Annotated in this window: 21 protein-coding genes; 9 read left to right on the top strand and 12 right to left on the bottom strand. The window is 45.3% G+C overall.

The annotated features are described in order from the left end of the window. Nucleotides 1–296 precede the first annotated feature (296 nt). From L2729_RS15615 to hutC, 5 genes are all read right to left on the bottom strand, one after another. Nucleotides 297–758: a PaaI family thioesterase gene (locus L2729_RS15615; protein ID WP_248989095.1), complete on the bottom strand. Its 462-nt coding sequence runs from the start codon at nucleotides 756–758 to the stop codon at nucleotides 297–299. Nucleotides 759–947: 189 nt separating this feature from the next. Beyond that, nucleotides 948–1,181 (bottom strand): hypothetical protein, encoded by a 234-nt coding sequence (locus tag L2729_RS15610; RefSeq protein WP_248989094.1) that lies wholly within the window; start codon nucleotides 1,179–1,181, stop codon nucleotides 948–950. Nucleotides 1,182–1,262: 81 nt separating this feature from the next. Next, a complete protein-coding gene (hutH, locus tag L2729_RS15605) occupies nucleotides 1,263–2,795 on the bottom strand; it encodes a histidine ammonia-lyase (RefSeq protein ID WP_248989093.1) in 1,533 nt (510 codons plus the stop codon). 3 nt (nucleotides 2,796–2,798) lie between these two features. Next, nucleotides 2,799–4,487 carry a urocanate hydratase gene (gene hutU, locus L2729_RS15600; RefSeq protein WP_248989092.1) on the bottom strand — a complete coding sequence of 563 codons (1,689 nt, stop codon included), beginning with the start codon at nucleotides 4,485–4,487 and terminating at the stop codon, nucleotides 2,799–2,801. Between the two features lie 165 nt (nucleotides 4,488–4,652). Further along, nucleotides 4,653–5,357 carry a histidine utilization transcriptional repressor HutC gene (gene hutC, locus L2729_RS15595; RefSeq protein ID WP_102039037.1) on the bottom strand — a complete coding sequence of 235 codons (705 nt, stop codon included), beginning with the start codon at nucleotides 5,355–5,357 and terminating at the stop codon, nucleotides 4,653–4,655. Between the two features lie 194 nt (nucleotides 5,358–5,551). Here hutC and hutI point away from each other — a divergent pair, with 194 nt between their 5' ends. After that, a complete protein-coding gene (gene hutI, locus L2729_RS15590) occupies nucleotides 5,552–6,778 on the top strand; it encodes an imidazolonepropionase (RefSeq protein ID WP_101091970.1) in 1,227 nt (408 codons plus the stop codon). A gap of 462 nt (nucleotides 6,779–7,240) precedes the next feature. Here the strand turns inward: hutI and L2729_RS15585 are convergent, their stop codons facing one another. The 5 genes from L2729_RS15585 to L2729_RS15565 all read right to left on the bottom strand — a co-directional run bounded on the left by L2729_RS15585 (nucleotide 7,241) and on the right by L2729_RS15565 (nucleotide 12,950). Then, nucleotides 7,241–7,624, bottom strand: coding sequence for a hypothetical protein (locus L2729_RS15585; RefSeq protein WP_248989091.1), 384 nt, complete (start codon nucleotides 7,622–7,624; stop codon nucleotides 7,241–7,243). Nucleotides 7,625–8,027: 403 nt separating this feature from the next. Further along, on the bottom strand, nucleotides 8,028–8,465 hold the full coding sequence (locus L2729_RS15580) for a hypothetical protein (protein WP_248989090.1): 438 nt from the start codon (nucleotides 8,463–8,465) through the stop codon (nucleotides 8,028–8,030). Between the two features lie 145 nt (nucleotides 8,466–8,610). Continuing rightward, the gene (locus L2729_RS15575; RefSeq protein ID WP_248989089.1) at nucleotides 8,611–10,989 is read right to left on the bottom strand and encodes an FtsX-like permease family protein; all 2,379 of its coding nucleotides are present in this window, start codon (nucleotides 10,987–10,989) and stop codon (nucleotides 8,611–8,613) included. Beyond that, on the bottom strand, nucleotides 10,979–11,671 hold the full coding sequence (locus tag L2729_RS15570; RefSeq protein WP_248989088.1) for an ABC transporter ATP-binding protein: 693 nt from the start codon (nucleotides 11,669–11,671) through the stop codon (nucleotides 10,979–10,981). Before L2729_RS15570 ends, L2729_RS15575 begins: the two co-directional genes overlap by 11 nt. A 7-nt stretch (nucleotides 11,672–11,678) precedes the next feature. Continuing rightward, on the bottom strand, nucleotides 11,679–12,950 hold the full coding sequence (locus L2729_RS15565) for an efflux RND transporter periplasmic adaptor subunit (protein ID WP_248989087.1): 1,272 nt from the start codon (nucleotides 12,948–12,950) through the stop codon (nucleotides 11,679–11,681). A 161-nt stretch (nucleotides 12,951–13,111) separates the two neighbouring features. Here L2729_RS15565 and L2729_RS15560 point away from each other — a divergent pair, with 161 nt between their 5' ends. Both L2729_RS15560 and L2729_RS15555 read left to right on the top strand, forming a co-directional pair. Next, a complete protein-coding gene (locus tag L2729_RS15560; protein WP_248989086.1) occupies nucleotides 13,112–13,264 on the top strand; it encodes a hypothetical protein in 153 nt (50 codons plus the stop codon). 54 nt (nucleotides 13,265–13,318) lie between these two features. Continuing rightward, nucleotides 13,319–13,792, top strand: coding sequence for a hypothetical protein (locus L2729_RS15555; protein ID WP_102044302.1), 474 nt, complete (start codon nucleotides 13,319–13,321; stop codon nucleotides 13,790–13,792). Nucleotides 13,793–14,010: 218 nt separating this feature from the next. Here L2729_RS15555 and L2729_RS15550 read toward each other — a convergent pair whose 3' ends face one another. Beyond that, nucleotides 14,011–14,550, bottom strand: a complete 540-nt coding sequence (locus tag L2729_RS15550; RefSeq protein WP_101091972.1) for a helix-turn-helix transcriptional regulator — start codon at nucleotides 14,548–14,550, stop codon at nucleotides 14,011–14,013. Nucleotides 14,551–14,742: 192 nt separating this feature from the next. On the opposite strand from L2729_RS15550, the gene L2729_RS15545 reads away from it, so the two are divergent. Genes L2729_RS15545 through L2729_RS15530 form a run of 4 tightly spaced genes read left to right on the top strand, consistent with a single transcriptional unit; the run spans nucleotide 14,743 to nucleotide 20,372 of the window. Continuing rightward, nucleotides 14,743–15,987 carry a TolC family protein gene (locus tag L2729_RS15545; protein WP_248989085.1) on the top strand — a complete coding sequence of 415 codons (1,245 nt, stop codon included), beginning with the start codon at nucleotides 14,743–14,745 and terminating at the stop codon, nucleotides 15,985–15,987. Beyond that, nucleotides 15,984–17,015, top strand: coding sequence for an efflux RND transporter periplasmic adaptor subunit (locus tag L2729_RS15540; protein WP_102039043.1), 1,032 nt, complete (start codon nucleotides 15,984–15,986; stop codon nucleotides 17,013–17,015). The genes L2729_RS15545 and L2729_RS15540 overlap by 4 nt, the downstream gene beginning before the upstream one ends. A gap of 1 nt (nucleotide 17,016) precedes the next feature. Continuing rightward, nucleotides 17,017–20,070: an efflux RND transporter permease subunit gene (locus tag L2729_RS15535; RefSeq protein WP_102044305.1), complete on the top strand. Its 3,054-nt coding sequence runs from the start codon at nucleotides 17,017–17,019 to the stop codon at nucleotides 20,068–20,070. Then, nucleotides 20,067–20,372: a DUF3240 family protein gene (locus L2729_RS15530; protein WP_102039045.1), complete on the top strand. Its 306-nt coding sequence runs from the start codon at nucleotides 20,067–20,069 to the stop codon at nucleotides 20,370–20,372. The genes L2729_RS15535 and L2729_RS15530 overlap by 4 nt, the downstream gene beginning before the upstream one ends. Nucleotides 20,373–20,478: 106 nt before the next feature. Here the strand turns inward: L2729_RS15530 and L2729_RS15525 are convergent, their stop codons facing one another. Next, on the bottom strand, nucleotides 20,479–21,297 hold the full coding sequence (locus tag L2729_RS15525) for a sulfite exporter TauE/SafE family protein (protein WP_248989084.1): 819 nt from the start codon (nucleotides 21,295–21,297) through the stop codon (nucleotides 20,479–20,481). A gap of 101 nt (nucleotides 21,298–21,398) precedes the next feature. Here L2729_RS15525 and L2729_RS15520 point away from each other — a divergent pair, with 101 nt between their 5' ends. Beyond that, nucleotides 21,399–22,178 carry a helix-turn-helix domain-containing protein gene (locus L2729_RS15520; RefSeq protein WP_248989083.1) on the top strand — a complete coding sequence of 260 codons (780 nt, stop codon included), beginning with the start codon at nucleotides 21,399–21,401 and terminating at the stop codon, nucleotides 22,176–22,178. A 101-nt stretch (nucleotides 22,179–22,279) separates the two neighbouring features. Next, the gene (locus tag L2729_RS15515; protein ID WP_248989082.1) at nucleotides 22,280–23,299 is read left to right on the top strand and encodes a murein transglycosylase domain-containing protein; all 1,020 of its coding nucleotides are present in this window, start codon (nucleotides 22,280–22,282) and stop codon (nucleotides 23,297–23,299) included. Nucleotides 23,300–23,555: the final 256 nt, after the last annotated feature.

Here is a 23,555-nt window from a genome sequence, read left to right as displayed (position 1 = left end):
ATATATATCGCTTGCTGGTTATTTCTAGGCCCATTGATGGCGACAGTATCGGTAATTGTAGGTCTATATCTATTGTTTCAACTTGTAAAAGGTTCTAGAGCAAGTACCACCTAGCTTCCATACGCAACGCGCTAGAAAAATGTCACCAGCAACGCCCAAACAGAATATATGACCCACTCCATGTCTTTAAATAGCAGCAGTTAATGCGAAGATTCGGGGGGTAATCAAAGACTCGAACTCACTTCAGTCCAGAAATGAGCTCGTCTACCCAAGTTGCATATTACTATTTAAACAACTCAGCTGATCATACTTTCAGGCATTTTCACTGCCACCATATGTGCTCTTGCACAAGTCACCCCTTTCGCGGAAAGGGTAATATCTAACACCACTTTTCTCGGTTTTATCTCGCGAATAACACCACGCAACTCTAGCTCTACACCCATTGGCGTCGGCGCCAGATAATCAATATTAAGCGCTGCGGTGACAAACCGAGGCGACTGTTGATCGCGGCTGCCAAATGCCCGCAGCCCTGCGGCGCTTGCACTGCCAGTGCCGTGACAATCAATTAAGGACGCTATGAGTCCACCATAAACAAATCCAGGAATGGCAGTATGAAAGGCCTTAGGCATAAAATGCGCTATGGTTTCATCGTCATCCCAATAGCTTTTTAGCTGATGCCCATGAGGGTTATTTTTACCACAGCCATAACAATGACTGAGATCATCTGGATAGTTATCTTGAAAGGCCATAATAGTCATCAGTAGCACCACTTGATTAAACTGCGAAAATAGTCAGCTACTACGCTATTACGCATCTGTCATTTCAACAACCGCGACATTGGGCTTAAGACTAAAGGAGCACGTAGCTAGCAAGGCCATTAAGAACACTAATAATCAGCATATAGCACCGCAAATGATATGGGGAGGCGCAACTTCCCTTATCAATACTTAAGCGGGATCTATTTCCACTTCCACAGGATTTGGAGCAACAGCAAGACTCAGCTTAAACACTGTAAACTTTTCAAGTAAATACTTATCATTTTCATCACTAAGACACGCCTCAAAGATAGTAATGCTGTCTGTAACTTGAGCTTTGCTATACCAGCCTTCATATTCATCATTCCAGCGTTTCACTTGTGCATAAGGGCATGGGTGTTTATTGCAGCCAAAATGCTCATGCACGAGTCTGCAGATACAAAAAAAGGGACTATCAATCGATAGTCCCTTTCTCGCTATTTTAAGGCTAGCAAGCCGATTACACGATTACAGGCTTGGCAGAATATCTGCTGGCAGGTAAGCGTTAAAGCTAGCAGTCAGCAGTAGGTTGGTTGATGCTTCGATATCTGGGCCGAAGAAACGGTCCTTATCGTAATAAGAAACCAACTCACGGATCTCTGCTTTCGCCTTTGCCACTGCTGCACTTGGCTGTAATGGACGACGGAAGTCTAAACCTTGCGCCGAGGCCAATAGCTCAATCGCTAACACACCGCGGGTATTTTCAGACATATAACGTAAACGACGCGCCGCAAAGGTGGCCATAGACACATGGTCTTCTTGGTTAGCAGATGTTGGCAAGCTATCGACTGAGGCTGGGTGAGCGTAGGTCTTGTTCTCTGAAGCCAGTGCTGCAGCAGTCACCTGCGCAATCATAAAGCCTGAGTTTACCCCGCCATTTTCAACTAAGAACGGTGGTAGCTTAGACAAATTAGGATCGATAAGCAGCGCGATACGACGTTCAGCAATTGAACCCAATTCCGCAATCGCAATCGCTAAATTATCGGCTGCCATCGCGACGGGTTCTGCGTGAAAGTTACCGCCTGAGATAATGTCACCGGTATCTTGGAACACTAATGGGTTATCAGTGACACCGTTAGCTTCGGTGCCTAACACCTCAGCTGCGTGGCGAATTTGTGTTAAACATGCACCCAATACCTGTGGCTGACAACGCAGCGAATAAGGATCTTGCACTTTTTCACAGTTAAGATGATCAACACTGATTTCAGATTCATCCGCTAATAAGTGACGGAACACAGCAGCCGAATCAATCTGGCCTTTCTGGCCACGAGCAGCATGAATACGCACATCAAACGGACTACGACTGCCCATTGCCGCTTCAACACTCATAGCACCAATCACTGAACTGGCAGCAAACAGATCTTCAGCGTTAAACAGACCTTCCAGCGCTAAAGCGGTTGAAGCTTGCGTACCATTGAGTAGCGCTAAGCCCTCTTTGGCTGCTAGTTCAATTGGCTTAAGGCCAGCTATTTCCAGCGCTTCAATGGCAGAGATCAGTTTACCCTGGTAGCGCATCTGACCTTCACCAAGCAGAGGTAAGCTCATGTGAGATAATGGCGCTAGGTCGCCTGATGCACCAACAGAGCCTTTTTCAGGTACGCACGGATATACTTCAGCGTTAACCAGCTTGATCAGGAAGTTGATCACCTCTAAACGAATACCGGAGAAGCCACGGCTCAGTGAGTTAATCTTCAATACCATCATCAAGCGTACAGTCGCATCACTCATGAGCTTGCCTGTACCTGCCGCATGGGAAAGTACAATCGAGCGCTGTAGCAGTTGCAGGTCTTCGGCGGCAATATTAGTGTTAGCCAGCAAACCAAAACCAGTGTTGATACCGTAAACGGTACGGCCTTCATCTAAGACCTGTTGCACCAAACCAGCGCTAGTGTTGATGTCCGCTATTGCGCTTGACGCGAGTTCTAACGTCACTTTGCCACGGCTGATGTCACGAATTTGCGGTAGGGTTAGGGTACCCGGCGTTAATACTAAATGGCTCATATTCTACTTACCTTCTGTCTTGGCTGTGTCTAGCATCGGCAGATCTAAGTTCTGCTCTTTTGCACAATTTTTAGCGAGTTCATATCCAGCATCAGCGTGACGCATCACACCTGTTGCAGGGTCATTCCAAAGTACTCGGCCTAGGCGTACGGCTGCGTCATCGCTGCCATCAGCAACAATCACCACACCAGAATGTTGGCTAAAGCCCATACCGACACCACCACCGTGATGCAATGACACCCAAGTGGCGCCACTAGCAGTATTAAGCAGTGCATTCATGAGTGGCCAATCTGATACCGCGTCAGAACCATCGAGCATGGATTCTGTTTCACGGTTAGGACTCGCCACAGATCCTGAGTCTAGGTGATCACGACCGATAACGATTGGCGCTGAAAGCTCACCATTTTTAACCATTTCGTTAAAGGCTAATGCCAAACGAGCACGGTCTTTAAGACCTACCCAACAGATACGCGCAGGCAAACCTTGGAAAGCGATACGCTCGCGCGCCATATCTAACCAATTGTGTAGCTGTGGGTTATCAGGAATAAGCTCTTTAACTTTGGCGTCTGTCTTATAGATATCTTCTGGGTCGCCAGAAAGTGCCACCCAACGGAATGGACCAATACCTTCACAGAATAATGGACGTACATAGGCAGGCACAAAACCAGGGAAATCAAATGCGTTTTCAACGCCCTCTTCAAACGCCATTTGACGAATATTGTTACCGTAGTCGGTGGTCGCAGCGCCAGCGGCTTGCAGTGCTAGCATCGCCCGCACTTGAACGGCCATCGATTGCTTAGCCGCTTTAACCACTGCAGCTTCATCTGTTTTACGCATTTCTATCGCTTGCTCGAGCGTCCAGCCTTGTGGCAGATAACCGTTAAGCGGGTCGTGTGCTGACGTTTGGTCAGTCACAACATCAGGCGTGATACCGCGCTCAACTAGCTCGGCAAAAATATCGGCCGCATTACCGAGTAGACCGACTGATACTGGCTTGCCACTGGTGTTAGCGTCTTCAATCATTGCCAAAGCTTCATCAAGCGAAGTGGCTTTTTTGTCGACGTACTTAGTACGAAGACGGAAATCGATACGGGTTTCATCGACTTCACAGGTCAGCACTGAGTAGCCCGCCATGGTGCCAGCAAGTGGCTGCGCGCCGCCCATACCACCAAGACCACCGGTTAAGATCCACTTACCCTTCGACGAACCGCCAAAGTGTTGCTTAGCCATTGCCACAAACGTTTCGTAAGTGCCTTGCACAATGCCTTGCGAACCAATGTAGATCCAAGAACCCGCTGTCATCTGGCCGTACATGGCCAAGCCTTTCTTATCTAATTCGTTAAAGTGTTCCCAGTTTGCCCAGTGTGGCACTAGGTTTGAGTTAGCGATGATCACCCGGGGTGCGTTGCTGTGGGTTTTGAATACGCCAACGGGCTTACCTGATTGCACCATCAAGGTTTCATCTTCTTCAAGACGCTGCAGCACTTCAATGATCTTGTCGTAACATTCCCAGTCGCGGGCTGCACGGCCAATGCCGCCGTAAACCACTAAATCTTCAGGGCGCTCAGCAACATCTGGATGTAAATTGTTCATCAGCATGCGCATCGGCGCTTCTGTCATCCAGCTTTTACAGCTCAATTTAGTTCCATGCGGCGCAATGATGCGACGACTTGGATCGTGTCTCTTATCCATGGGGTCTACCTCGTTCAATTTGTTTGTTGTATTTGTTTTTATCTATTTTTTATTTACTGTCTTATTGTTTTTTTATGCTGATATTGCCATGGCTGACTTAACCTGCGACAACGTCATTTTTCTCGCTAATTCATTCGTACTAAAGTGGTTATGACCAAATGGGTGCTAACTAAATGTCAGGTGGCCGCCTAATCTAAATCTGCTACCGGGATGCACCAAGCGGGCAAAACTGACCACACCTTGGCGCGACCAAGTGCGACGAGTGATTTGTAAGCAAGGCTCTGTCGCATCAATGTGTAATAGCGCCAACTGGGTAGCGTCCGCCAACTTGGCTTCAATGGTGTGCTTAGCTTCAGTCAGCGGTGCCACCATCGATAAGTATTCATGCGGGGTTTGTTGACTAAAGTCTTGCGCCAAGTACTCAGGCACCAGCTTAGGATTCACAAAACGCTCCTCTAATTGCAGTGGCGTGTCTTGCTCGCAATGCACCAACACCGACAAAAACACCGCGCCGCCCTCTTCCAGCCCCAGCGCAATCGCTATCGCGCCCGTTGCTGTCGTTTCAGTAAGCTGCACTTGTTGAACAGTGTAACCATGGCCACGGTCTTTAATTTCATCAGCAATGTTACGGATCGCCATCATCGATGACTGCGATTTAAGCCCAGCCACAAAAGTACCAAGCCCTTGTGAGCGTTCTAATACGCCAGATTCAGTTAATTCAGTTACGCCACGGCGCGCCGTCATACGGCTGCAATTAAACAATTCAGCTAATTGATTTTCAGACGGAACCCGGCTGTTCTCAGCCCATCTCCCTGACTCAATTTGACCGCGAATGTATTGTTTAATCTCTGCAAACTTTGGCGTTGCCATCGGTTATCCTGTCTTATACCGTTTTTGATGACCGATTACATATCAGTCCAGCGGCTATTTCTAATGGTCGAAAACTCGGCTACAATCCTAGCTTGTATATACAAGTAAACACAAGCTAGCTCACAAATTATTTTTAGTGGCAGCCCTTAGTGTTAGTATTCAACCTCTGCAAAAACTACAAAAGAGAGAGCATCATGTCGTGGGATCAAGTCTGGATTGATATCAATATTGCTACTATGTCACCCAATATTGCAGAGCCTTACGGTGCTATTAAAGATGCCGCACTCGCGGTGCAAGACGGCAAAATAGCCTGGGTAGGCAAGCGCGCAGACCTGCCTAAATTTGATGTGTTGGCCACGCCCACTTACAAAGGTAAAGGCGGCTGGTTAACCCCTGGATTAATTGATGCACACACTCACTTAGTGTTTGCGGGTAACCGTGCCAACGAATTTGAACTGCGCCTTCAAGGTGCTAGCTACGAAGAGATCGCCCGCAGCGGTGGTGGCATTATTTCGACTGTTAAAGCCTGCCGCGAAGCCGACGAAGCTGAACTGTTTGAACTAGGTCGCCAGCGTCTAAATGCCTTAGCAAAAGAGGGCGTCACTACGGTAGAGATAAAATCGGGTTACGGTTTAGACATTGAAACCGAGCTTAAAATACTGCGCGTTGCCCGCGAGCTAGGAAAGCATCACCATGTCGATGTAAAAACCACCTTCTTAGGCGCTCACGCTATTCCGCCAGAATACAAAAATGACAGCAATGCCTATGTTGACTTAGTGATCAACGAGATGTTGCCACGAGTGATTGAAGAAAACCTTGCCGATGCTGTCGATGTATTTTGCGAAAATATCGCCTTCAACCTAGAGCAAACCGAACGAGTACTCACCGCCGCTAAAAATGCTGGACTTGATATCAAGCTACACGCTGAGCAGTTATCAAATCTAGGCGGCTCAGCCATGGCGGCCAAGCTTGGTGCCAAATCAGTCGATCACATCGAGTATTTAGATGAAGCTGGCGTAAAAGCTCTCAGCGAAAGTGGCACCTGCGCCACCCTGCTACCCGGCGCATTCTACTTCTTGCGCGAAACTCAGATGCCTCCCATTGAGCTACTGCGTCAATACAAGGTACCCATGGTGGTTGCCAGCGATTACAACCCCGGTTCATCACCAATGTGTTCAAGCCTACTGATGCTCAACATGGCCTGTACCTTAATGCGTTTAACGCCCGAAGAAGCCTTAGCGGGTATGACGCGCAACGCTGCTAAAGCATTAGGTATTGAAGCTGAAGTCGGTGTGTTAGAAGCAGGCATGAACGCCGATTTTTGCTTGTGGAATATCAGTACTCCAGCAGAGTTAGCCTACACCTACGGTGTTAGCTCTTGTATTGATGTGGTTAAGAATGGCCGTTTGGTACATCAGTAAGGTGGGATGCCTGAGCGATGAGGAATTGTCATCGTTTAGGCGTCAACATTTGGCTTGGGTGCCCTCAGCCTTTTAAGCACAGTTTCAGTATCTAATGACCTTTATGGGTCACTTCCTGCATCAGATGCAACTAATGACCTGCGGTGGTGATGGACAGGATGTCCAAATGTCGTGGCCACATGGTCAACGATGTTCCCGACATCATAATGACATTTCCCATATCCCTATGGGGCAGATGTGAATGAACGACCGCATGTGCAGATACAGCAGAGGCTCGCCGCGACTCTTTATAAAAGAGAGGGTCCCTGTAAGCTCAACTAAAACATCTGACCTCCATGGACGGAGGAAATGCCAAATTCTGTCGGGAACAGAATTGGCCTTTTTTTCAAAGGCCTATGCCGTACCTACACTGGATTAGAAAAGCACAATCATTTCACCCATTAAGTTCAAAAAGGCAGTTAATTAGTTACTTGGCAAAGGTTTTCTCAAAACTGTTTTACTTTTCGGGAACGCCTCAAGGTAGCCCCATGCTTCTAATTTTTTAAAAACCGATTCTGTTTTCGGCCTTGAATCAACATCCAGCAATTCAATAAACTCTCTCGTTGATGGCACACTTTCACCGACTTCAACTCGATTCGAGATGTGCTCTACAACGGCTGAAAAATGGCGGCTAGAGAGTTTGGCTTCTTCAAAACGCTTAATATTTCCCGCTCCATGAACAAGAACTTCAAACATCTCAGGTTTAGTTTTCGCTAGCAACTCTAATGCTTCAACCGATTCATACACTATTTCAGACAACTGTTGTAAATCTTTAAGCCCATCCAAATTTTCTATAGAAATGTTCATACAGTCCTCTTTGACGTCTCATAAATTACACGTTTTATTAAAAGACCCACTTTTACTTTTTGGCCTTATATTCTGCTATCATTTTTAAATTTTTTGCACCAATTATTTTTCATTAACATCAATATTAAAGCTCTAAAGCCACGACTAAATCAGAACATACAGAAAACACTCATTCCCCATCGAAGTTACCGAGGTCATTGAAGATAATTCGCGTGAGCGAGGTATGGATTCCGAGGTTGCCTTGGTAAGTCATAGATGGCGAATATGAGGCGATAGCAATTTTCGAAAATGACAGAGGATCAACAACTTCGTCGGGGACGTCATGGTGGATGCAAGGGCGAGGGTCTGACACTACCTGTGTGAGCGAAGCGCCACGATTTACCTCGGCCGTAAGACCACTGCTTTAAACAGACACTTTAGAGTCCTTCCCAAATACCTTACTCATCCAGTAAACCAGCAGTACTGCTACTGCAGAAGTCACTCCTAAAACAGACGATACACTGCTGTATAAAGAACTAAAATCAAACGACGGTGATAACAGATAAAGACTGATAACAGCCAATGGTGCCTGCATTAGCAATACCGCAAAAATATCATTCGGGAACTGCGGTAGAATTTTCCGATAGCTAAAATAAACACCTGCTGCAAGCAGTAAACTCAGACCAACATCATGTATTAATAGCCACAAAAACTCTGAACTATTGCTGTGCATATCAGTATTAGATAATAAGAATCCCAACATATAACTGGCAGCGAAATCAAACGCAATTAGACTCATTCCCGCCAACAATATGCCAAATAATAGTGCGGGTAGATATTTAATGACTTTCCTTACGATCATAACCATACATCCTATAAAGACGACAAATATCAGCAACCATTAAAGCATTGAGTATGTGTGATTGAAATACTAAAGACGCCTTTCACATCAGAAGATCAATCCTCCTTGCTCAACTTCTTACAAATGACCGAAGTGAAGTCGAACCTCACCCCCTAAGTAATACGCTGATATTTTGCCTCAGTAAGCCTTTTGCCGACCACAAAGTCACTGAAATAATGAACAGTAGTGTCAAGGTGATACAAGCGCCCCATACGAGAGGCTGAAATAGAGACACGTCGATTAACGACTGACTGTAGCTTTCTAACCCAAGAAACACGCTAAAAGTTATTACCATCGCCAGCAACGTTAATTGCAAATTCACCCATACCATTTTTGCCATAAGAGTCTCTTTTTGCCCTCCCACAGCTAACATCACCGCCCACTTAATCTGCTCACTTTTTACGGCATAACAAAACTTGTTATAAAGCGTAAATATCACTAATAAAATGATGAGTGACGCCATCCCACTCGAGGTTAAAAACAGCAGTTTCCCGGCCGAATCCGTATCTTCAATTTGTTGAACTAAACTCAATCCTTTAGCGTAACTCAGCTTAGGTGACTGTAATGAAGCCCAATCATTTAGGTGAGATGAGGTCACCTCTTTATCAGCCCCTTTACTGTAAAATACTGGGGCAATTCGGCTAGCTAAAAGTGGGTTTTGATCCTTAAGGCTTAAATACACCAGAGGTTTAGATTTTTTGGCGATCCCAAAATGAGGTGCATCACTCACAATGCCAGCAACACGAACATGCTTTTCATAGTAAAAACCTGAAAGCTTTAACGCTAACCCTTTAGTTGCTCTCCAATCATTTAAACCTAATTCGGTTGCTAATTGTGATGCCATTGTTTGATTTATCATGACTGCATTTTCAGTCACTTCCCCCCAGGATAAGAGTGAAATACCTAACAAACTAAAGAAGTTCTTAGAAACATATAGACCATTGATGGGTTTTTCGATTCCCATAGCAGTCTCTGACTGGTATTTCAGTGATTGTGCACCTAGCTGGGTAAAAGGCTGCGATGATAGTGCTATCGATTCCCCACCAACGACCCATTCACCATCAAGCTGCTCTGAGGTCAGCATTATACTTAATCGTCCGTCAACTTTTGGCTTGTAGCTGTCAATGTCGTCAGCGATAACCACTGACGAATACTTGTGTATTTCCTGATACATCAAGCTCAAAGAAACCACCATAACACCAACAATAACGGCAAGTTGCAACACCAATGCTAGCCGACTAGATAGTTGCTGAACCTTGCTTAAATGCCCCTGTTTCCCGCGAGAGAAGATCTCTGTCATTGAGCCACTTAGCGGCATCAATGCACAGCAAATGAATAATGCGAGGGAACAAAAAACGGCAACCAGCCACAGCCAAATATTAAAGTTAAACCCATCACTAAAATAATCCAGATAAACACCGATAGTGCCAACGTAGTGAGTAATAACAATTCCCAGTAGTGGGCTTAATACTCCAACCAAAACCAAAGCGGGTATGCTCTCCCTCATTAACTGACTCATTATCCCGCGCTTACAACCCCCTAATGCTAGCTTTAAACTCATTTCAGAACGGCGTGCTATACCCTGCTGTGTATAGGCGGAGACAATTCCGCTAAAAATAATAAATCCAAAACCAGCCAACAGCAGTAGCAGTATCCATGCCTGTCTTTGCAAAATATCGCGACCATTAGGATTTAGCTCTACGCCATTAATTATCCAAGGGCGATAATGTTTATCGGTAAATCCCCCTTCAGGTCTAGGCGTTTGCTGCCTTAAATTGATATATGCATCTTGAAGCTGCTCAACGTCTACTTTTTGCGTCAACAGTGCAAAACCATAGCGATTACTTTCTGTCTTTAGAAAGAGATCCGGATTGTCAGCAAACATATCGGGAACACCCAGCTGTAAATAGGAGTCTGGTAACCAAATGTCTACATGAAAATCCCCTAATCTACCCATGGTGGTCGGCGCTATTCCAGCAATAAGAAAAGCGCTATCTCGATAATATAAACGACTTTCGTTTAACGAAGCGCGAGTCTCAAAATGCTGTTGCCAAAATTGTTTCGATACGATGCCTTTTTTCGCCTCAAAATTTTGCATCGAAAAAGGCGCAGACAACCCCAGCAGCTCAATTGCACTTTGTGAATAAAAGCCAATGGTTAATTTGGGTAGCTCTTTTAGTCCTATCGTCACCAGACTCGGTTGAATCGCAATACTAGCGACACTATCGACTCCAGCGATTGTTGCCATTAAATCGATATCGTAGCCTGAAGTTGCTTGCAAGTTGCCACTCAGATCTTTGTTTGCAACTGTGACGATGGGCTGTTGATTGCCGACCCATTGAGGTCGATCGCTACTCAGAAGCCAAAGGAGGTTGATTACAAAGGCGATTAAGCTACAAAATAGGCACAGACTTACAATTAATAAACTCCAGATTCCACGCTGACCTCGCCACTGACGCCAGCCATAAACGACATCAAACAGCATGTTTAAACTCCAGAGGCGAAACAGCAGCTATTACACCATCATGGATTTTATAAGCTTTTTGGCAATAAGCTGCGACGTCTGGATCATGAGTGATGATCAGTACCGTTTTGCCCTCTTGGTGCAAAGCACTCAGTAATTCCATCACGTTATTTGAATTAGTCGAATCTAAATTTCCCGTTGGCTCATCACATAAAATAATGTCAGGGTGACAGATTAGCGCTCTAGCTATGGCGACTCGTTGCTGCTGCCCACCAGAAAGCTCAGCGGGGTAAAAGGACTTTTTATCACCTAGACCGACCTTTTGTAATACATCATCAATCATTGCTTCATAGTCAACGCGATTAACAGACTTATTAAAACGTAGAGGGACCGATAGGTTCTCAACTACCGTCATGTCGGCAATCAAGTTAAAGTTTTGAAACACCCAGCCTATATGGCTATTTCGAAGCTGGCTGAATTGATAAGCCGAGAAGCTACTCACGTCTTGGTCGCAAAGAAGGTAGCTCCCTGAATCAGCTTTATCTAATAGCCCCATTATTGATAGTAAGGTTGATTTTCCGCTACCCGACTGCCCTAAAATAGCAACCATATCTCCGCTGTACACAGCAAAATCGATATGCTTTAGAACATGATTATTTCCCGCTGCATTAGTAAAAGACTTATTCAAGCCTGTAAGTTTCATGACACAGTTATTCATAGAGATCAGCCAGCATAATTTCAGAGGAGTTAACGAGGTGTTTAGGGACCTTGAGCAAAATCTTATCCCCTTGAAAGATTCCGCCTAATATCTGCATCTTATCTCCTGCAATATCACCGATAGTGACATTACGACGCTGAAATTGAGAACTGCTCTTATCGAGTACAAATAGGGGGTATTCGCGGTGGGCCCGAACGACTCCAACGGGTCTGGCGACGACGAGGGTATTTCGATGCTCAGCAATGTTAATCTTAGCCGTCACATCGATATTTGGCCTTACAGCCGCAGGTAGATTTGCGCTGAAACTTATGTCCAATTCAACACTGCCATTGTTAACCGTTGGGTCGACGCGAGAGACCTCACCGATTATTTCAACACCCTTGAACTGAACTTGGGTTAGCAAACCAGGGCTAACGTACTCTGCATCAGCTGCCGTAATATTAATACGCGCATAATAAGCAGAAAGATCTGCAATCATACCGACAGCTCTCCCCTCTTCAACATGGCGGCCAATCTCGAGTTCATCAGCTAACTCAGTTAACATACCAGCCATGCTCGCACGAACATTTAGCTGCTCGACCTCTGATGCCAATAACTCTTGTTGTTTAACGGCTTTTTCCATGCGATACCGAGTAGAATCATCCGTCGCTTTTCGCGTTTTCTTTAGCGTCTGAAAGCGACTCAACTCCATTTGCAACATGGCATCTTCTTGCTCCCATGCCACCTGTGCCTTATGTAAGTCGAGCGTCGAAATAACTTGATTCTCTTTTAGCTTTTTATGGGCAACTAACTCCGCATCAGCCAAGGCTAGCCGCACCTTAGCAAGACGAATTTTACCTCGTTGATCTTCCAACGCCTGTGCTGATTCAGCCTTTACTCTTTGCTGGTTTGCCAGCTCTTCTAATAAGGCCAACTCACTGGTTTCCAGCAAGCGCAATAACTTAGGGTTATTAAGGCTTAATATAATTTCACCTTTATCAACTAAATTCCCGGGCTTTTTAAACACCTCAACAATATGCCCTCCACTAAGCGCATTGATGCCACGCTGAGTTTTTGGAACAAACTTTCCATAACCAGAGACGGTAACATTTAGAGGAGAATTGATGACACTCGCGATGGGAAAATCACTATTGACGTTATCAGAAGAGAAAGCTTGACGACTGGCTAAAGTAATAAGAATAAAGATGGATGCTATTCCACCAGCAGCAAACAAAAACCAACTGATTTTATTTAGGCGGCTCCTATCCTTAGGGATTTCAAACATAATCAAATTCCATTTAATTTTATAGCTCTCCGCTACAATACAAGCAATCAAGGATTAAAACAATAACGCTACAAGCTGTTGACATAGCGGGAAAAAACATTAGGTTATATCTCGTGGGGATATGGATGTACTTCACATAACTATTTAATCAAGGATGAAAAATGTATAAATCACTTTTACTTTTCTCTGTGCTCACACTTAGCTCTTATAACGTCATGGCAAAATGTACCAACATTGGAGAGGGCGGTGGTGGGGGGCAAATTTGTTGTACCGTTGTAAGTGGTACTTTAGAGTGGGAAGACTCTCTTGGCTAAATAAAACTCTAGCGGGCATTTTACCCCCTACTTTACTTAAATTAGAGACTACTTATGCGTATTATATTTTTATCACTTCTTATCTTTATGTCGATAAATGTCAGTGCTAACACATCCCAACTAATTACTCTTGGTCAGCACGACAAATCAATGATGTTAGATTCTGTATCCGAAAAACAAAAACACAAATTTCCAGCACTCTATATTTACGATACAAAGCAACAGCAATTTCTCAGCAAACAAAATGCAACCGCTTATCTGCAAGCATTAAGTGAGAACCCCCTTTTACCTAAGCTCGCTACCCAATGGACTAAAAGTACCGAACAGTTCTCTACCTCTAACGAATCACTTGCCAAATCACTACCTATGTTGAAGTTAGATAGAGCCTATTTAATCTTGTACGACAACCTTCCTGCTCCGATGTTGGCACAGTTCAAGTCGATGGACCCCGAGCTACAAGATAAAGACAGCTTACTTAAAACAATCTTGAGTCAGTTAGACAACGCCAGAAGTTATGTAACTTACTAATATCCACCGGCCTAACTATGGTTTATCAATTACCCATGATGAAGTGAGCAACTCATTGTAATTGATAAGCCCGGCAGCTTTTTTTATTGGGGGGATGCCATATTGATAAAGACAAGCCCTCCTCCTTGCTCTGCTCCCTTAAGTGGAAAGGGTTAGTTTGAGCCAAATGAAGTCTGGAAAACGTGAAAGGAATTTAGAAGGTTAGTCATCCGAACACACTAGGCTGCTTGGTTAGCTGCACTCGCCGCCAAATCCTCATTATGCTCTTGAATAAAGTCTTCCATAAACCAGGCGCAGAAGGTATGTCGACCATCAACTTCCGCCTTGCCATAGACAGATGAAGCTTGTTGGCGTACCGTCTTCTCTTTGGTTTGCCGCACCTCAGCGATCTCTTTAAAGCTTAAGCCTTTTAACAGCAGATACGCCACCTGTTGCTCACTTTTGGTAAATCCCCAAGTGTCGAACTGACTAATAACAGCTTGACTATAATCCTTACGGGCAGAGCGCATCTGGCTCGACATATTATCGATCTGCTTATCTGCTTGAGCGAGTCGAAGCGCTAAAGATTTAACCTGCCGAGACCGACGTATCAAGTCATAGCTCAAATAGACAGTCCCTATAACAGTAAGCAACACCAATATGCTTTCTTGCATGATATGCCATGCAGGGATATTTAGTTGCAAGTCCGCCATGATATCAATCAGCTTAAACAGCATGATCAACACCAACAAAACAATAATAACAACATCCTTTTTCATGGAAAAAACCACTCCTATAACCAAAAACCAACATCTATTCAGTAAACGAATATTTGAACAAAAATAATTAAAATCAGGCAATTACTTTATGGGACATATGTACCATAAGCGCTTTTATGATACACCTCACTCAAGACATTAGCCTATCAATCTCTAAACTAACGGCACACTTTAATAGCATAGAAATCACTTATGTCTGTCGTTAAGTCTTGTATCAAGATATGTCTGTTGACCGCATTAAGTAGCAGTAGTTTCTTAAGCCATGGGGCATCCAATAGCGAACTGCCACCGCTGCTAGAAATAAGCCAAGCCAGATTGAACTCCTCGCAACACAATGGCACTCAACTCAATGATGAATACGCACTTGAACTAAGCAGTTCATCATGGCTCAGTGGCCTACCTAGTATTGGCCTGAGTTACCTCGGTAGCTTAGATAATGGAAACAGTTACGAACAAGAAGTATCGCTCAATTTGCCGCTTAAATCCCTAGGGTTACGCAGCAGTGATAAGCAACTAAAGCAGCTAACTCAATCAATTCAGGGGCAACAAATTGCTTTGCAGGGCCTCTATATTTCAGGCCTGCTAAGACAAAGTATCTGGGATCATCGCATCGCATCGATGAAGCTCATGCAACTTGATCGCAAAATAAAGTTACTCGAAAAACTGCATACTCAGCAGAAAATTTTAACCGATGTAGGCGAGTTACCACTCGCGAACCAGTTGCTGCTAGAAAGGGAGTTGGTCGATATCGAACTCGAACAAATTAACCTTAAGCAGCAACAAGCTGAGGCGCTCTCTCTCTTTAGTCAGCTAACAGGCCGACATGAGATGCCAACAAAAATTGATGAAAGCTCACGTCCCATTTTTGATGCACACTCATCCACGCTCACAGCGTTCAACACCGCTTTAGCACAGCACCCATTATGGCAACTGCAAACCCTGCAACAGCAACAACAGCTGTTGGTAATAAAGAGTCAACAAGCGGGGGAACGCGATCCTTGGACACTGTCACTAACCGCTAAAAACACCAAAGATGATCAACTTGATGATCAGCAACTAGGGCTAGGCATCACAGTGCCACTTGGCTTTATTTCAGCGCTCTCTCAAAGTGAATTATCAACTTGGCAGCAAGCTCATAGTGAACAAAACCTCAATCGTGATCGAATCTATCTGCAATTAACAACACAAACAGAAAAACTGGCGAAACAGCAGCAAAAATTACTCGATCAACAAGTGCTGTTAAAGCGTGGTCTCTCTTTGAGTCGTACCATCACCGAAGAACTTGCCAAAGTAAAAGAGCAGAACCAAATCAGTTACGAGATATGGCTGCGTCGTTATATGGATGCGCTCGATACCGAGTCACGCTTAGTGCTTAACCAAGTCACCCAACAACAACTTCACTCCCAGCAACTGCAAGCCTTAGGAATTTCATTATGATGGCCAAGTACGGCGCCAGCCTTTTATGTTTATCAGCCTGCCTATCCACCAGCTTGGCCCAGGCAGAATCTATCGCCCTCAAGACATTAGGCAACTTAGAACTCAGCTATGTACAGCCACAAAAGGTCGCTAGCTATGAAGGTAGCGCACTTCCAGCACTGGTTGACCGATTACCGGGCAACGATTATTGGGTTAGCACGCCAGAGAATATCCAGCAGGTCACCTTCTTGGTCGGTCAGGGACAAATCGTCACTAAAGGGCAAGCAATTGTGAGATTAACCGGGCCAGAGGTGTTCCATTTCCTGGCTCAGGTCGATGCAGCAAACAGCTTATATCTGCTGGCAAAAAAACGCTATGAACGCAATAAACCTCTGTTAAGAAATGGCAGTATCAGCACCGAAAAGTGGCGAGAGATCAGTCAAGACTATTTCAGCAGTCATCTCGAGTACGAGCATATGCAACACTTCATGGAGATGGTGCTAAGCACTGATGAGATAACGGAATCCCTAGTGGTAAGCTCACCAGTGGCGGGCATCGTAAAGCTCAATCAACTCAACACCCCCTACATGGCCGACTCACAGCTGTTTTCACTGGTGCCAGCCGAGAGTATTCGCGTCAAGGTCAATGTGCCGATGAGCCAGTCAACTTCGTTATCGGCGATTAATATCGACCAATGTCATATCGCCATCGAGTCAATATCAGCCATTGCTGACGGCGCTTTTGTTAGCGCATGGTCAATGCCCGTGCCGCAAGAATGTAACCTCCTGCTAGGTCAGCAAGCCACGGTGATACCCGAGTATCAAAAAACAGTGTACCTGCTACCGAAAAACAGTGTGTTTAGCTGGCAACAAGAAAGCCAAGTATTTACCCAAACGGCAGAGACACTAACGGCGATCAATATTGATATTTTAGGTTCCACACCTCGGCAATACATCGTCGCCAGCGACCAAGACTTAAGTAAAACCCAAGTATTATCTCAGTCGGTTGCCGCTGTTAAAGGCATATTACTCGGCTTAGGAGGCGAATAATATGCTGACCTCAGTCATCCGTTTTTCACTCACTCAGCGCCTATTTGTACTCATTGTGGCGATGATCTTAATGCTAGCTGGTGCTCGCGCCTGGTTTGTCATTCCGCTTGATGCTTTTCCCGATATATCACCAACTCAGGTGAAGATAATTTTAAAAGCCCCAGGCATGACACCTGAAGAAATTGAAGCACAGATAACGGTGCCGATTGAGACCGAGCTGCTCGGAATACCCAATCAGGCGATCTTACGCTCAACCACTAAATATGCCATCAGTGATATCACCCTCGACTTTACCGAAGGTACCGATATCTACTGGGCGAGACAACAAGTGAGCGAGCGACTCGCCGCCGTGTGGGATAGTTTTCCAGAGAGTGTCTCTGGCGGTGTAGCACCGATGAGTACGCCACTGAGTGAAATTTTTATGTTTTCACTGGAGAACCCCAATCTGTCGTTGATGGAGCGCAGGCAGCTACTAGAGTGGGAGATCCGCCCATTGCTGCGTACCGTTGCGGGCGTGGCTGACGTCAATATTTTAGGTGGCCATGCCAAGAGCTTTAACATTAATCCCAATCCTGCGGCGATGGCGGCGGCGGGAGTGAGTTTTGCCGCGTTGCAACAGGCAATTATCGACAACAACCATAACGAAGGTGCGGGTAAGCTCACCATAGGCACTGATACCATTATCGTGCGCGCTGAGGGGCGGATCGATGATATCGACGAACTGGGTCAGTTGGTGATTAAAGCCGATGATGCCAAGGTGTATCGCCTAAGCGATCTCGCCGACATCCAAATTGGTCATTTAACCCGTTATGGTGCAGTGACTAAAGATGGTGAAGAGACTGCAGAAGCGTTAATTATCGCCCTTAAGAATGCCAACACCGCCCAAGTGGTGACCAACATTAAAGAGAAGCTGGAACAGATAAGCGCCACACTGCCAGAAGGCAGTGTGATCAACACCTTTTATGATCGCGCCAACCTGATTAATACGGCTATCAATACCATCTCTAGTGCCCTGTTTCAGGCGGTGCTTTTAGTGATTGTGTTGCTGGCACTGTTTCTAGGCAATGTGCGCGCCGCCTTAGTGGTGTCGCTCTCTCTACCACTCGCCGCCCTAATGACCTTTCTGATGATGGATCTGTTCAATTTATCCGCCAATCTGATGAGCTTAGGCGGCTTAGTGATCGCTATCGGTATGCTAGTCGACTCCTCGGTGGTGGTGGTCGAAAACATGGTCAATCTGATCGCCAGCAAGCCGCGCTTACCACGCCTGCATCTTATTTTTCGCGCGACTAAAGATGTGGCGGTTCCAGTGGTATCAGGCACCATTATTGTGATGATCGTATTCTCGCCACTGCTCACACTAACGGGGCTGGAGGGGAAACTCTTTACCCCTGTGGCGGTGACTATTGTATTTGCTATGCTGTCGGCGTTGATACTATCGCTGACAGTCATCCCAGTCATCGCCTCGTATTTGGTCAATGAAAAAGCGGCCCAAGAACCTAAGGCCATCATAAAGCTTAAAGCTGCATATCTAGGCAGCTTAAAAACGGCCTTTAACCATAAAAAGCCCTTTATGCTGATCACTTTTGGCCTGCTGATTGTCAGCCTCGGGCTCTTTAGTCTAGTGGGCAAAACTTTTATGCCCACCTTGGATGAAGGCGACATCATATTACAACTAGAAAAATCGCCCTCTATTTCACTCGATGCGTCTATCGCAATTGATAAACAAATTCAGCAAACCTTGCTCGCAAAAGTCCCGGAGATAAAGCAGATGGTCGCCCGAACGGGTGCCGATGAGATGGGTCTAGACCCTATGGGGCTAAACGAAACTGATGTATTTTTAGAATTGGTTCCACGCGATGAATGGCGCTTCGATGACAAAGGGCAACTAATAGAGGCGATCCGCAACGAACTGCTCAACTATCCAGGGGTAAACTTTAACTTTACTCAGCCAATTCAGATGCGGGTCTCAGAAATGCTCACCGGCAGTATTGGTGATGTGGCGATTAAGGTGTTCGGTACCGATATCGACACCCTAGGCCAGTTAACCGCACAAATAGAGCAGTTGGTGAGTGCCACCCGCGGCAGCATCGATGTCAAAATGTCGATGATAGAGGGCAGCCCTTTTATCAACCTCACCCTAGACAACGAACTGGCTCGTGGCTTTGGCATGAGCACCATGGAGTTTGCTCGCTACCTCAAGAGTCAACTCGAAGGGGTGATGGTAACCGAAATATTACAGGGCAAGAAACGCACCCCGGTATTGATTGCCAATAATCAAAGCAGTTTAAGTAGCATCAATGAGTTACAAAATCAGCTGCTAGTGATGCCCGATCACTCATTAAAACGCCTGACTGATGTCGCTAAGTTAAGCTACAAAGAGGGGCCGATTTTGATTGAGCGCGAGCAAGGTGACCGCTTCTCGGTGATCACCACTAACGTACAAGAACGCGACATAGTCAGTTTTGTTGAAGAGCTTAATACTAAAATTGCCCAGCAAATCCAACTCCCCAGCGGCTATAGCGTGAGCTTCGGTGGTGAGTTTGAAAACCAGCAGCGTGCCACCAACAATTTGCTATTAGTGATCCCCATTGCCATCGCGCTGATCACCCTAATCCTATTCACCACCTTTGGCTCGCTCGCCAAGGCCGGACTGATCCTTGCCAACGTCCCGTTTGCGATGATGGGCGGTATCGTCAGCCTTTATCTGTCGGGCGAATATCTGTCAGTGCCGGCATCGGTTGGCTTTATTGCCCTGCTCGGTGTGGCCGTCCTCAATGGCGTGGTGATGGTTAGCTACTACGAGCAGACAAAGCATCTCTTTAGCGATCTATTGGTTCGGGTCGAACAGGGTGCCGCGCGACGTTTGCGCCCCATCTTGATGACGGCAACGACGGCCATGTTTGGTTTGATGCCACTGGTATTTGCCTCTGGGCCAGGAGCTGAGATCCAAAAACCGTTAGCCATAGTGGTCATTGGTGGCTTACTCACCTCGACCATCACTACACTTTACCTATTGCCAATCCTCTATTACTGGCTGGAGAAACGTCGATGAACACAGAACAGCTATTAGTGCTGATCGCACAAAACGATATTAAAGACGATATTGTCGATACCCTGATTGAGTTAGATTTCTTATCAGGCTTTAGTCTGGGCAATATCTGTGGCTTTAGCCGCGAGCACAGCCACTTTAATATCAAGGAACAGGTGGAGGGATATCGGGAATTTTGTAAGTTTGAGATTATGCATCCCACCGCCCAGCAAGATGCGCTTTTACAAGCTCTTGCCGTCGTGTGTAAACACAACCCCTGTCGCTACTGGATCATGCCAATCCAATTGACTGGAACTCTTTGTTAATCGAGAGTCGAATATTTAGTCCATGGGATATTCACTTTCCCATGGACTAAACGAATCTAGAATTTACGCTACCCAGCCTAAATAAGCATTTTTTGAAGAGTTCCCTTTAGACTACTGCCAATATGTTGAATAGCATCTTTAAGCTGATCACAAACAACAGTAGACCGAATAGCTTCTTGAGCAGCAGTTGAGGGATCCTACCCGATAGTTTCACCCCCAAAGGAGCGGCTAAAAAACCGCTTATCGATATAATGACCACCGAGGGTAGATGGATGAATCCTAACGCCCAAGGTAATGCTGTAGAGCTCCCCCCGTAAGATGTCATCCCATTAATGACATAACCACTAGTGCCAACAATAGCGATTGATACCCCAATGGCTGCTGAACTAGCGACGGCCTTTCTGATATTAATGCCTTGCTTCACCAAATAGGGAACAATTAACGAGCCCCCTCCTATCGCGGTTAACGTCGACACGGCGCCAATGACAACCGATACTAAATTGGTATGCCCTCCTTGCTGGTTTATGGCTTTTGGTGGCAGTCGATTTAACAACATACTCAATGATAGATACCCCATAAAAGCAGTAAAAAATAATGAAAGTAGCAGCGTATTCAAGACTGATATCAGTAATGCCGCCAACACGCTGCCTAATAAAATAAACGGCACCATATTCTTAACGACTTTCCAGTCAACATTTTGCTTTTGATGGTGCGCACGTGCACTTGAAAAGGTCGTTGCAATAATAGAAGCCATCGCAGTCCCTAAGGACAGATGTACAGCCACATCTGGTTGCACACCTCTGGATAAAAACAGACTCGCCAAAACAGGGACTAAAATGCCTCCTCCCCCAACGCCAAGTAAGCCTGCAATAAGACCGACACTTCCCCCTAAAACAGACAACAGTAATAGATCGACCCAAGTCATATATAACCCCCTTCCACAATAAGATGACAGGAGATGTTACATTGATACTGCAGCGTCCTATTATCGAATACAGGACGACATATATCGACTAAAGGACAGATATGAAACTCAGCCCATCAGATGAATCCTTTAAACCAATGGCTAGACCGATTGTTTTAGTCAAAAGGAGTCTCAAAAAAGGGGCTGCTATTGAGTTGCATCAACATGATTGGGGGCAGCTCTTATACGCCCATCGCGGAGTGATCCTTGTAACAACAGCAACAGCAAAATACATTTGCCCTGCAGAACAAGCTGTCTGGATCCCTTCCCATGTCGATCATGAAGTGTTGGTGTTAACCGATTGCGAACTTAGCAGCGGTTATTTTGAGCAACAACAAACCCCAAAACTACCAAATTTTTCTCAAGTAATCAGTATTTCACCCTTACTCAAAATGCTCATTATTGAAGCGCTCAACATACCTGCAAATTACGAATGGCAAAGCCCTGCTGGCAGACATTTAAGATTGATCCGTGACTTCATGACCCTTGCTCCTGCCGTTGCAACCAGCTTACCGTCTCCCACTTCGGTAAAGCTGCTGCATATTGCACAACAGCTCAATGAAACACCTGATGATATTAAGAGCTTAGAGGAATGGGGCAAGCTGGTTGGTGCTTCGGCTCGGACGCTTTCTCGCAACTTCAAGAAGGAAACCGGAATAAGTTATACGTCTTGGCGCCAAAGATTAAAAGTTCAGGCCGCGATACATCTGCTTTACCGAGGACAATCGGTCACCGAAATTGCTTTTCAACTGGGTTACGAAAGCCCATCCGCTTTTATTTGTATGTTCAAAAAAAATACAGGCATAACGCCCAGTAACATTATCACTAGGTCATCGTTATAAAGACTGAGATTGATAATAAGGCTACTAAAAAATGACTAGGTTGCGCTCATTCGCCATTCCCCATGTATAATCCAATCACTGAAACCCTAACACGCTGATAAATGTCTAAATATCTTTTCCTACTACTGTTAATCCCCTTCTATTGTGCCCATGCGAATACGCTGGATCTAACAAAATATGATACCGATGTCGCTGCATTATTACGAGAATACCAAGGGCAAGATGTAAACTCGCGGCCAGTGCTGCCATCAGTATTAGTATTCAATGAGAGTGAACAGGCCTCAACCTATGTCGACTTTAAACGCGGCTTAATTCTGGTTGAGACTCGTAGTAAAGCGCAGCTTAAACAAGCTGTAGTGCAGGTGTTACTGACCCAAATAGACCCTAAAGTGATTGATGCACAAACCGCGCAAGACTTTGGCTTAATCAGCAATAAAAAGAAGCCTTTTTTTTGGGGGCAAGTAAGAGATCAAGACAGTAAACCGATTGAGTTCGAGTGGCGTGCCTCGCGTTACGCTGATTACTTAGTCAATAACAGCCAAAAAGTTAACTCACGCTTCCGCGTCGCTATCTACATGGTTAAAAACCACAGCAAAATTGCCAGCGGTAAATACATTAACTTTGCCCGTAACTCAGGCCAAAAACACGGTATCAATACTGACCTGATAATGGCCATTATTGAAACTGAAAGCGCGTTTAACCCATTAGCCAGATCGCGTTCCAACGCATTAGGATTAATGCAAATCAAAGCCAATACTGCTGGCCGCGATTACTTCTCTTTAGTGAAGGGCTATAAGCACACCCCTTCTTCAGCTTACTTATACGATCCTGAAAAAAATATTGAAGTCGGTACCGCTTATTTAAAGATATTATCAAGTCGCTACCTATCAGGTATTCACCACCCTAAGAAGCGCGAATATGCGGTGATATCTAGCTATAACGGTGGTGCGGGTAATCTCTGGAAGAGTTTAGATTCACAAGGCAATCGTACTAAAGCGCTGGCACGGATTAACAAGATGACCGTCAGTGAATTTTATTGGTTCTTAACCCATCGACATCACCGCCAAGAAACCCGTAACTACTTAAAGAAAGTCAGTAGTAAACAGAAAAAATATCTCTAGAGCATGATTAATATGACGTTAAAAATGATGGTCGTTATTCTGCGGCGCTATGGCTTGGATCTTAATCGCTAGATCCCTAAAAATCAGTAGTTGAGTATTGCATAGCTCCTCATATGACTCACCCCATCATGCGTACCGCTCAAAAGGGTTGGCTACGAAGTGTCTTTACCTATTGCTGAACAATAACCCCCATAACGAGGATGCTGGATACGTCGCATCACTTACAGTATTCACGCCATCTCTATCCTTAGGTGCT

This window comes from Shewanella gelidimarina, from assembly GCF_023283945.1.
Classification (GTDB): domain Bacteria; phylum Pseudomonadota; class Gammaproteobacteria; order Enterobacterales; family Shewanellaceae; genus Shewanella; species Shewanella gelidimarina.
Note: the sequence above shows the minus strand (reverse complement) of the source record. Positions and strands in the feature narration are given on the sequence as shown.

Excerpts from the sequence above, each read along its gene's own strand:
- hutH (WP_248989093.1), bottom strand. The coding sequence starts at position 2,795 with ATGAGCCATTTAGTATTAACGCCGGGTACCCTAACCCTACCGCAAATT.
- L2729_RS15580 (WP_248989090.1), bottom strand. The coding sequence starts at position 8,465 with ATGATCGTAAGGAAAGTCATTAAATATCTACCCGCACTATTATTTGGC.
- L2729_RS15555 (WP_102044302.1), top strand. The coding sequence starts at position 13,319 with ATGCGTATTATATTTTTATCACTTCTTATCTTTATGTCGATAAATGTC.
- L2729_RS15560 (WP_248989086.1), top strand. The coding sequence starts at position 13,112 with ATGTATAAATCACTTTTACTTTTCTCTGTGCTCACACTTAGCTCTTAT.
- L2729_RS15530 (WP_102039045.1), top strand. The coding sequence starts at position 20,067 with ATGAACACAGAACAGCTATTAGTGCTGATCGCACAAAACGATATTAAA.
- L2729_RS15535 (WP_102044305.1), top strand. The coding sequence starts at position 17,017 with ATGCTGACCTCAGTCATCCGTTTTTCACTCACTCAGCGCCTATTTGTA.
- L2729_RS15545 (WP_248989085.1), top strand. The coding sequence starts at position 14,743 with ATGTCTGTCGTTAAGTCTTGTATCAAGATATGTCTGTTGACCGCATTA.
- L2729_RS15575 (WP_248989089.1), bottom strand. The coding sequence starts at position 10,989 with ATGCTGTTTGATGTCGTTTATGGCTGGCGTCAGTGGCGAGGTCAGCGT.
- L2729_RS15585 (WP_248989091.1), bottom strand. The coding sequence starts at position 7,624 with ATGAACATTTCTATAGAAAATTTGGATGGGCTTAAAGATTTACAACAG.
- L2729_RS15550 (WP_101091972.1), bottom strand. The coding sequence starts at position 14,550 with ATGAAAAAGGATGTTGTTATTATTGTTTTGTTGGTGTTGATCATGCTG.
- L2729_RS15615 (WP_248989095.1), bottom strand. The coding sequence starts at position 758 with ATGACTATTATGGCCTTTCAAGATAACTATCCAGATGATCTCAGTCAT.
- hutU (WP_248989092.1), bottom strand. The coding sequence starts at position 4,487 with ATGGATAAGAGACACGATCCAAGTCGTCGCATCATTGCGCCGCATGGA.
- L2729_RS15565 (WP_248989087.1), bottom strand. The coding sequence starts at position 12,950 with ATGTTTGAAATCCCTAAGGATAGGAGCCGCCTAAATAAAATCAGTTGG.
- L2729_RS15540 (WP_102039043.1), top strand. The coding sequence starts at position 15,984 with ATGATGGCCAAGTACGGCGCCAGCCTTTTATGTTTATCAGCCTGCCTA.
- L2729_RS15515 (WP_248989082.1), top strand. The coding sequence starts at position 22,280 with ATGTCTAAATATCTTTTCCTACTACTGTTAATCCCCTTCTATTGTGCC.
- hutI (WP_101091970.1), top strand. The coding sequence starts at position 5,552 with ATGTCGTGGGATCAAGTCTGGATTGATATCAATATTGCTACTATGTCA.
- L2729_RS15570 (WP_248989088.1), bottom strand. The coding sequence starts at position 11,671 with ATGAAACTTACAGGCTTGAATAAGTCTTTTACTAATGCAGCGGGAAAT.
- hutC (WP_102039037.1), bottom strand. The coding sequence starts at position 5,357 with ATGGCAACGCCAAAGTTTGCAGAGATTAAACAATACATTCGCGGTCAA.
- L2729_RS15525 (WP_248989084.1), bottom strand. The coding sequence starts at position 21,297 with ATGACTTGGGTCGATCTATTACTGTTGTCTGTTTTAGGGGGAAGTGTC.
- L2729_RS15520 (WP_248989083.1), top strand. The coding sequence starts at position 21,399 with ATGAAACTCAGCCCATCAGATGAATCCTTTAAACCAATGGCTAGACCG.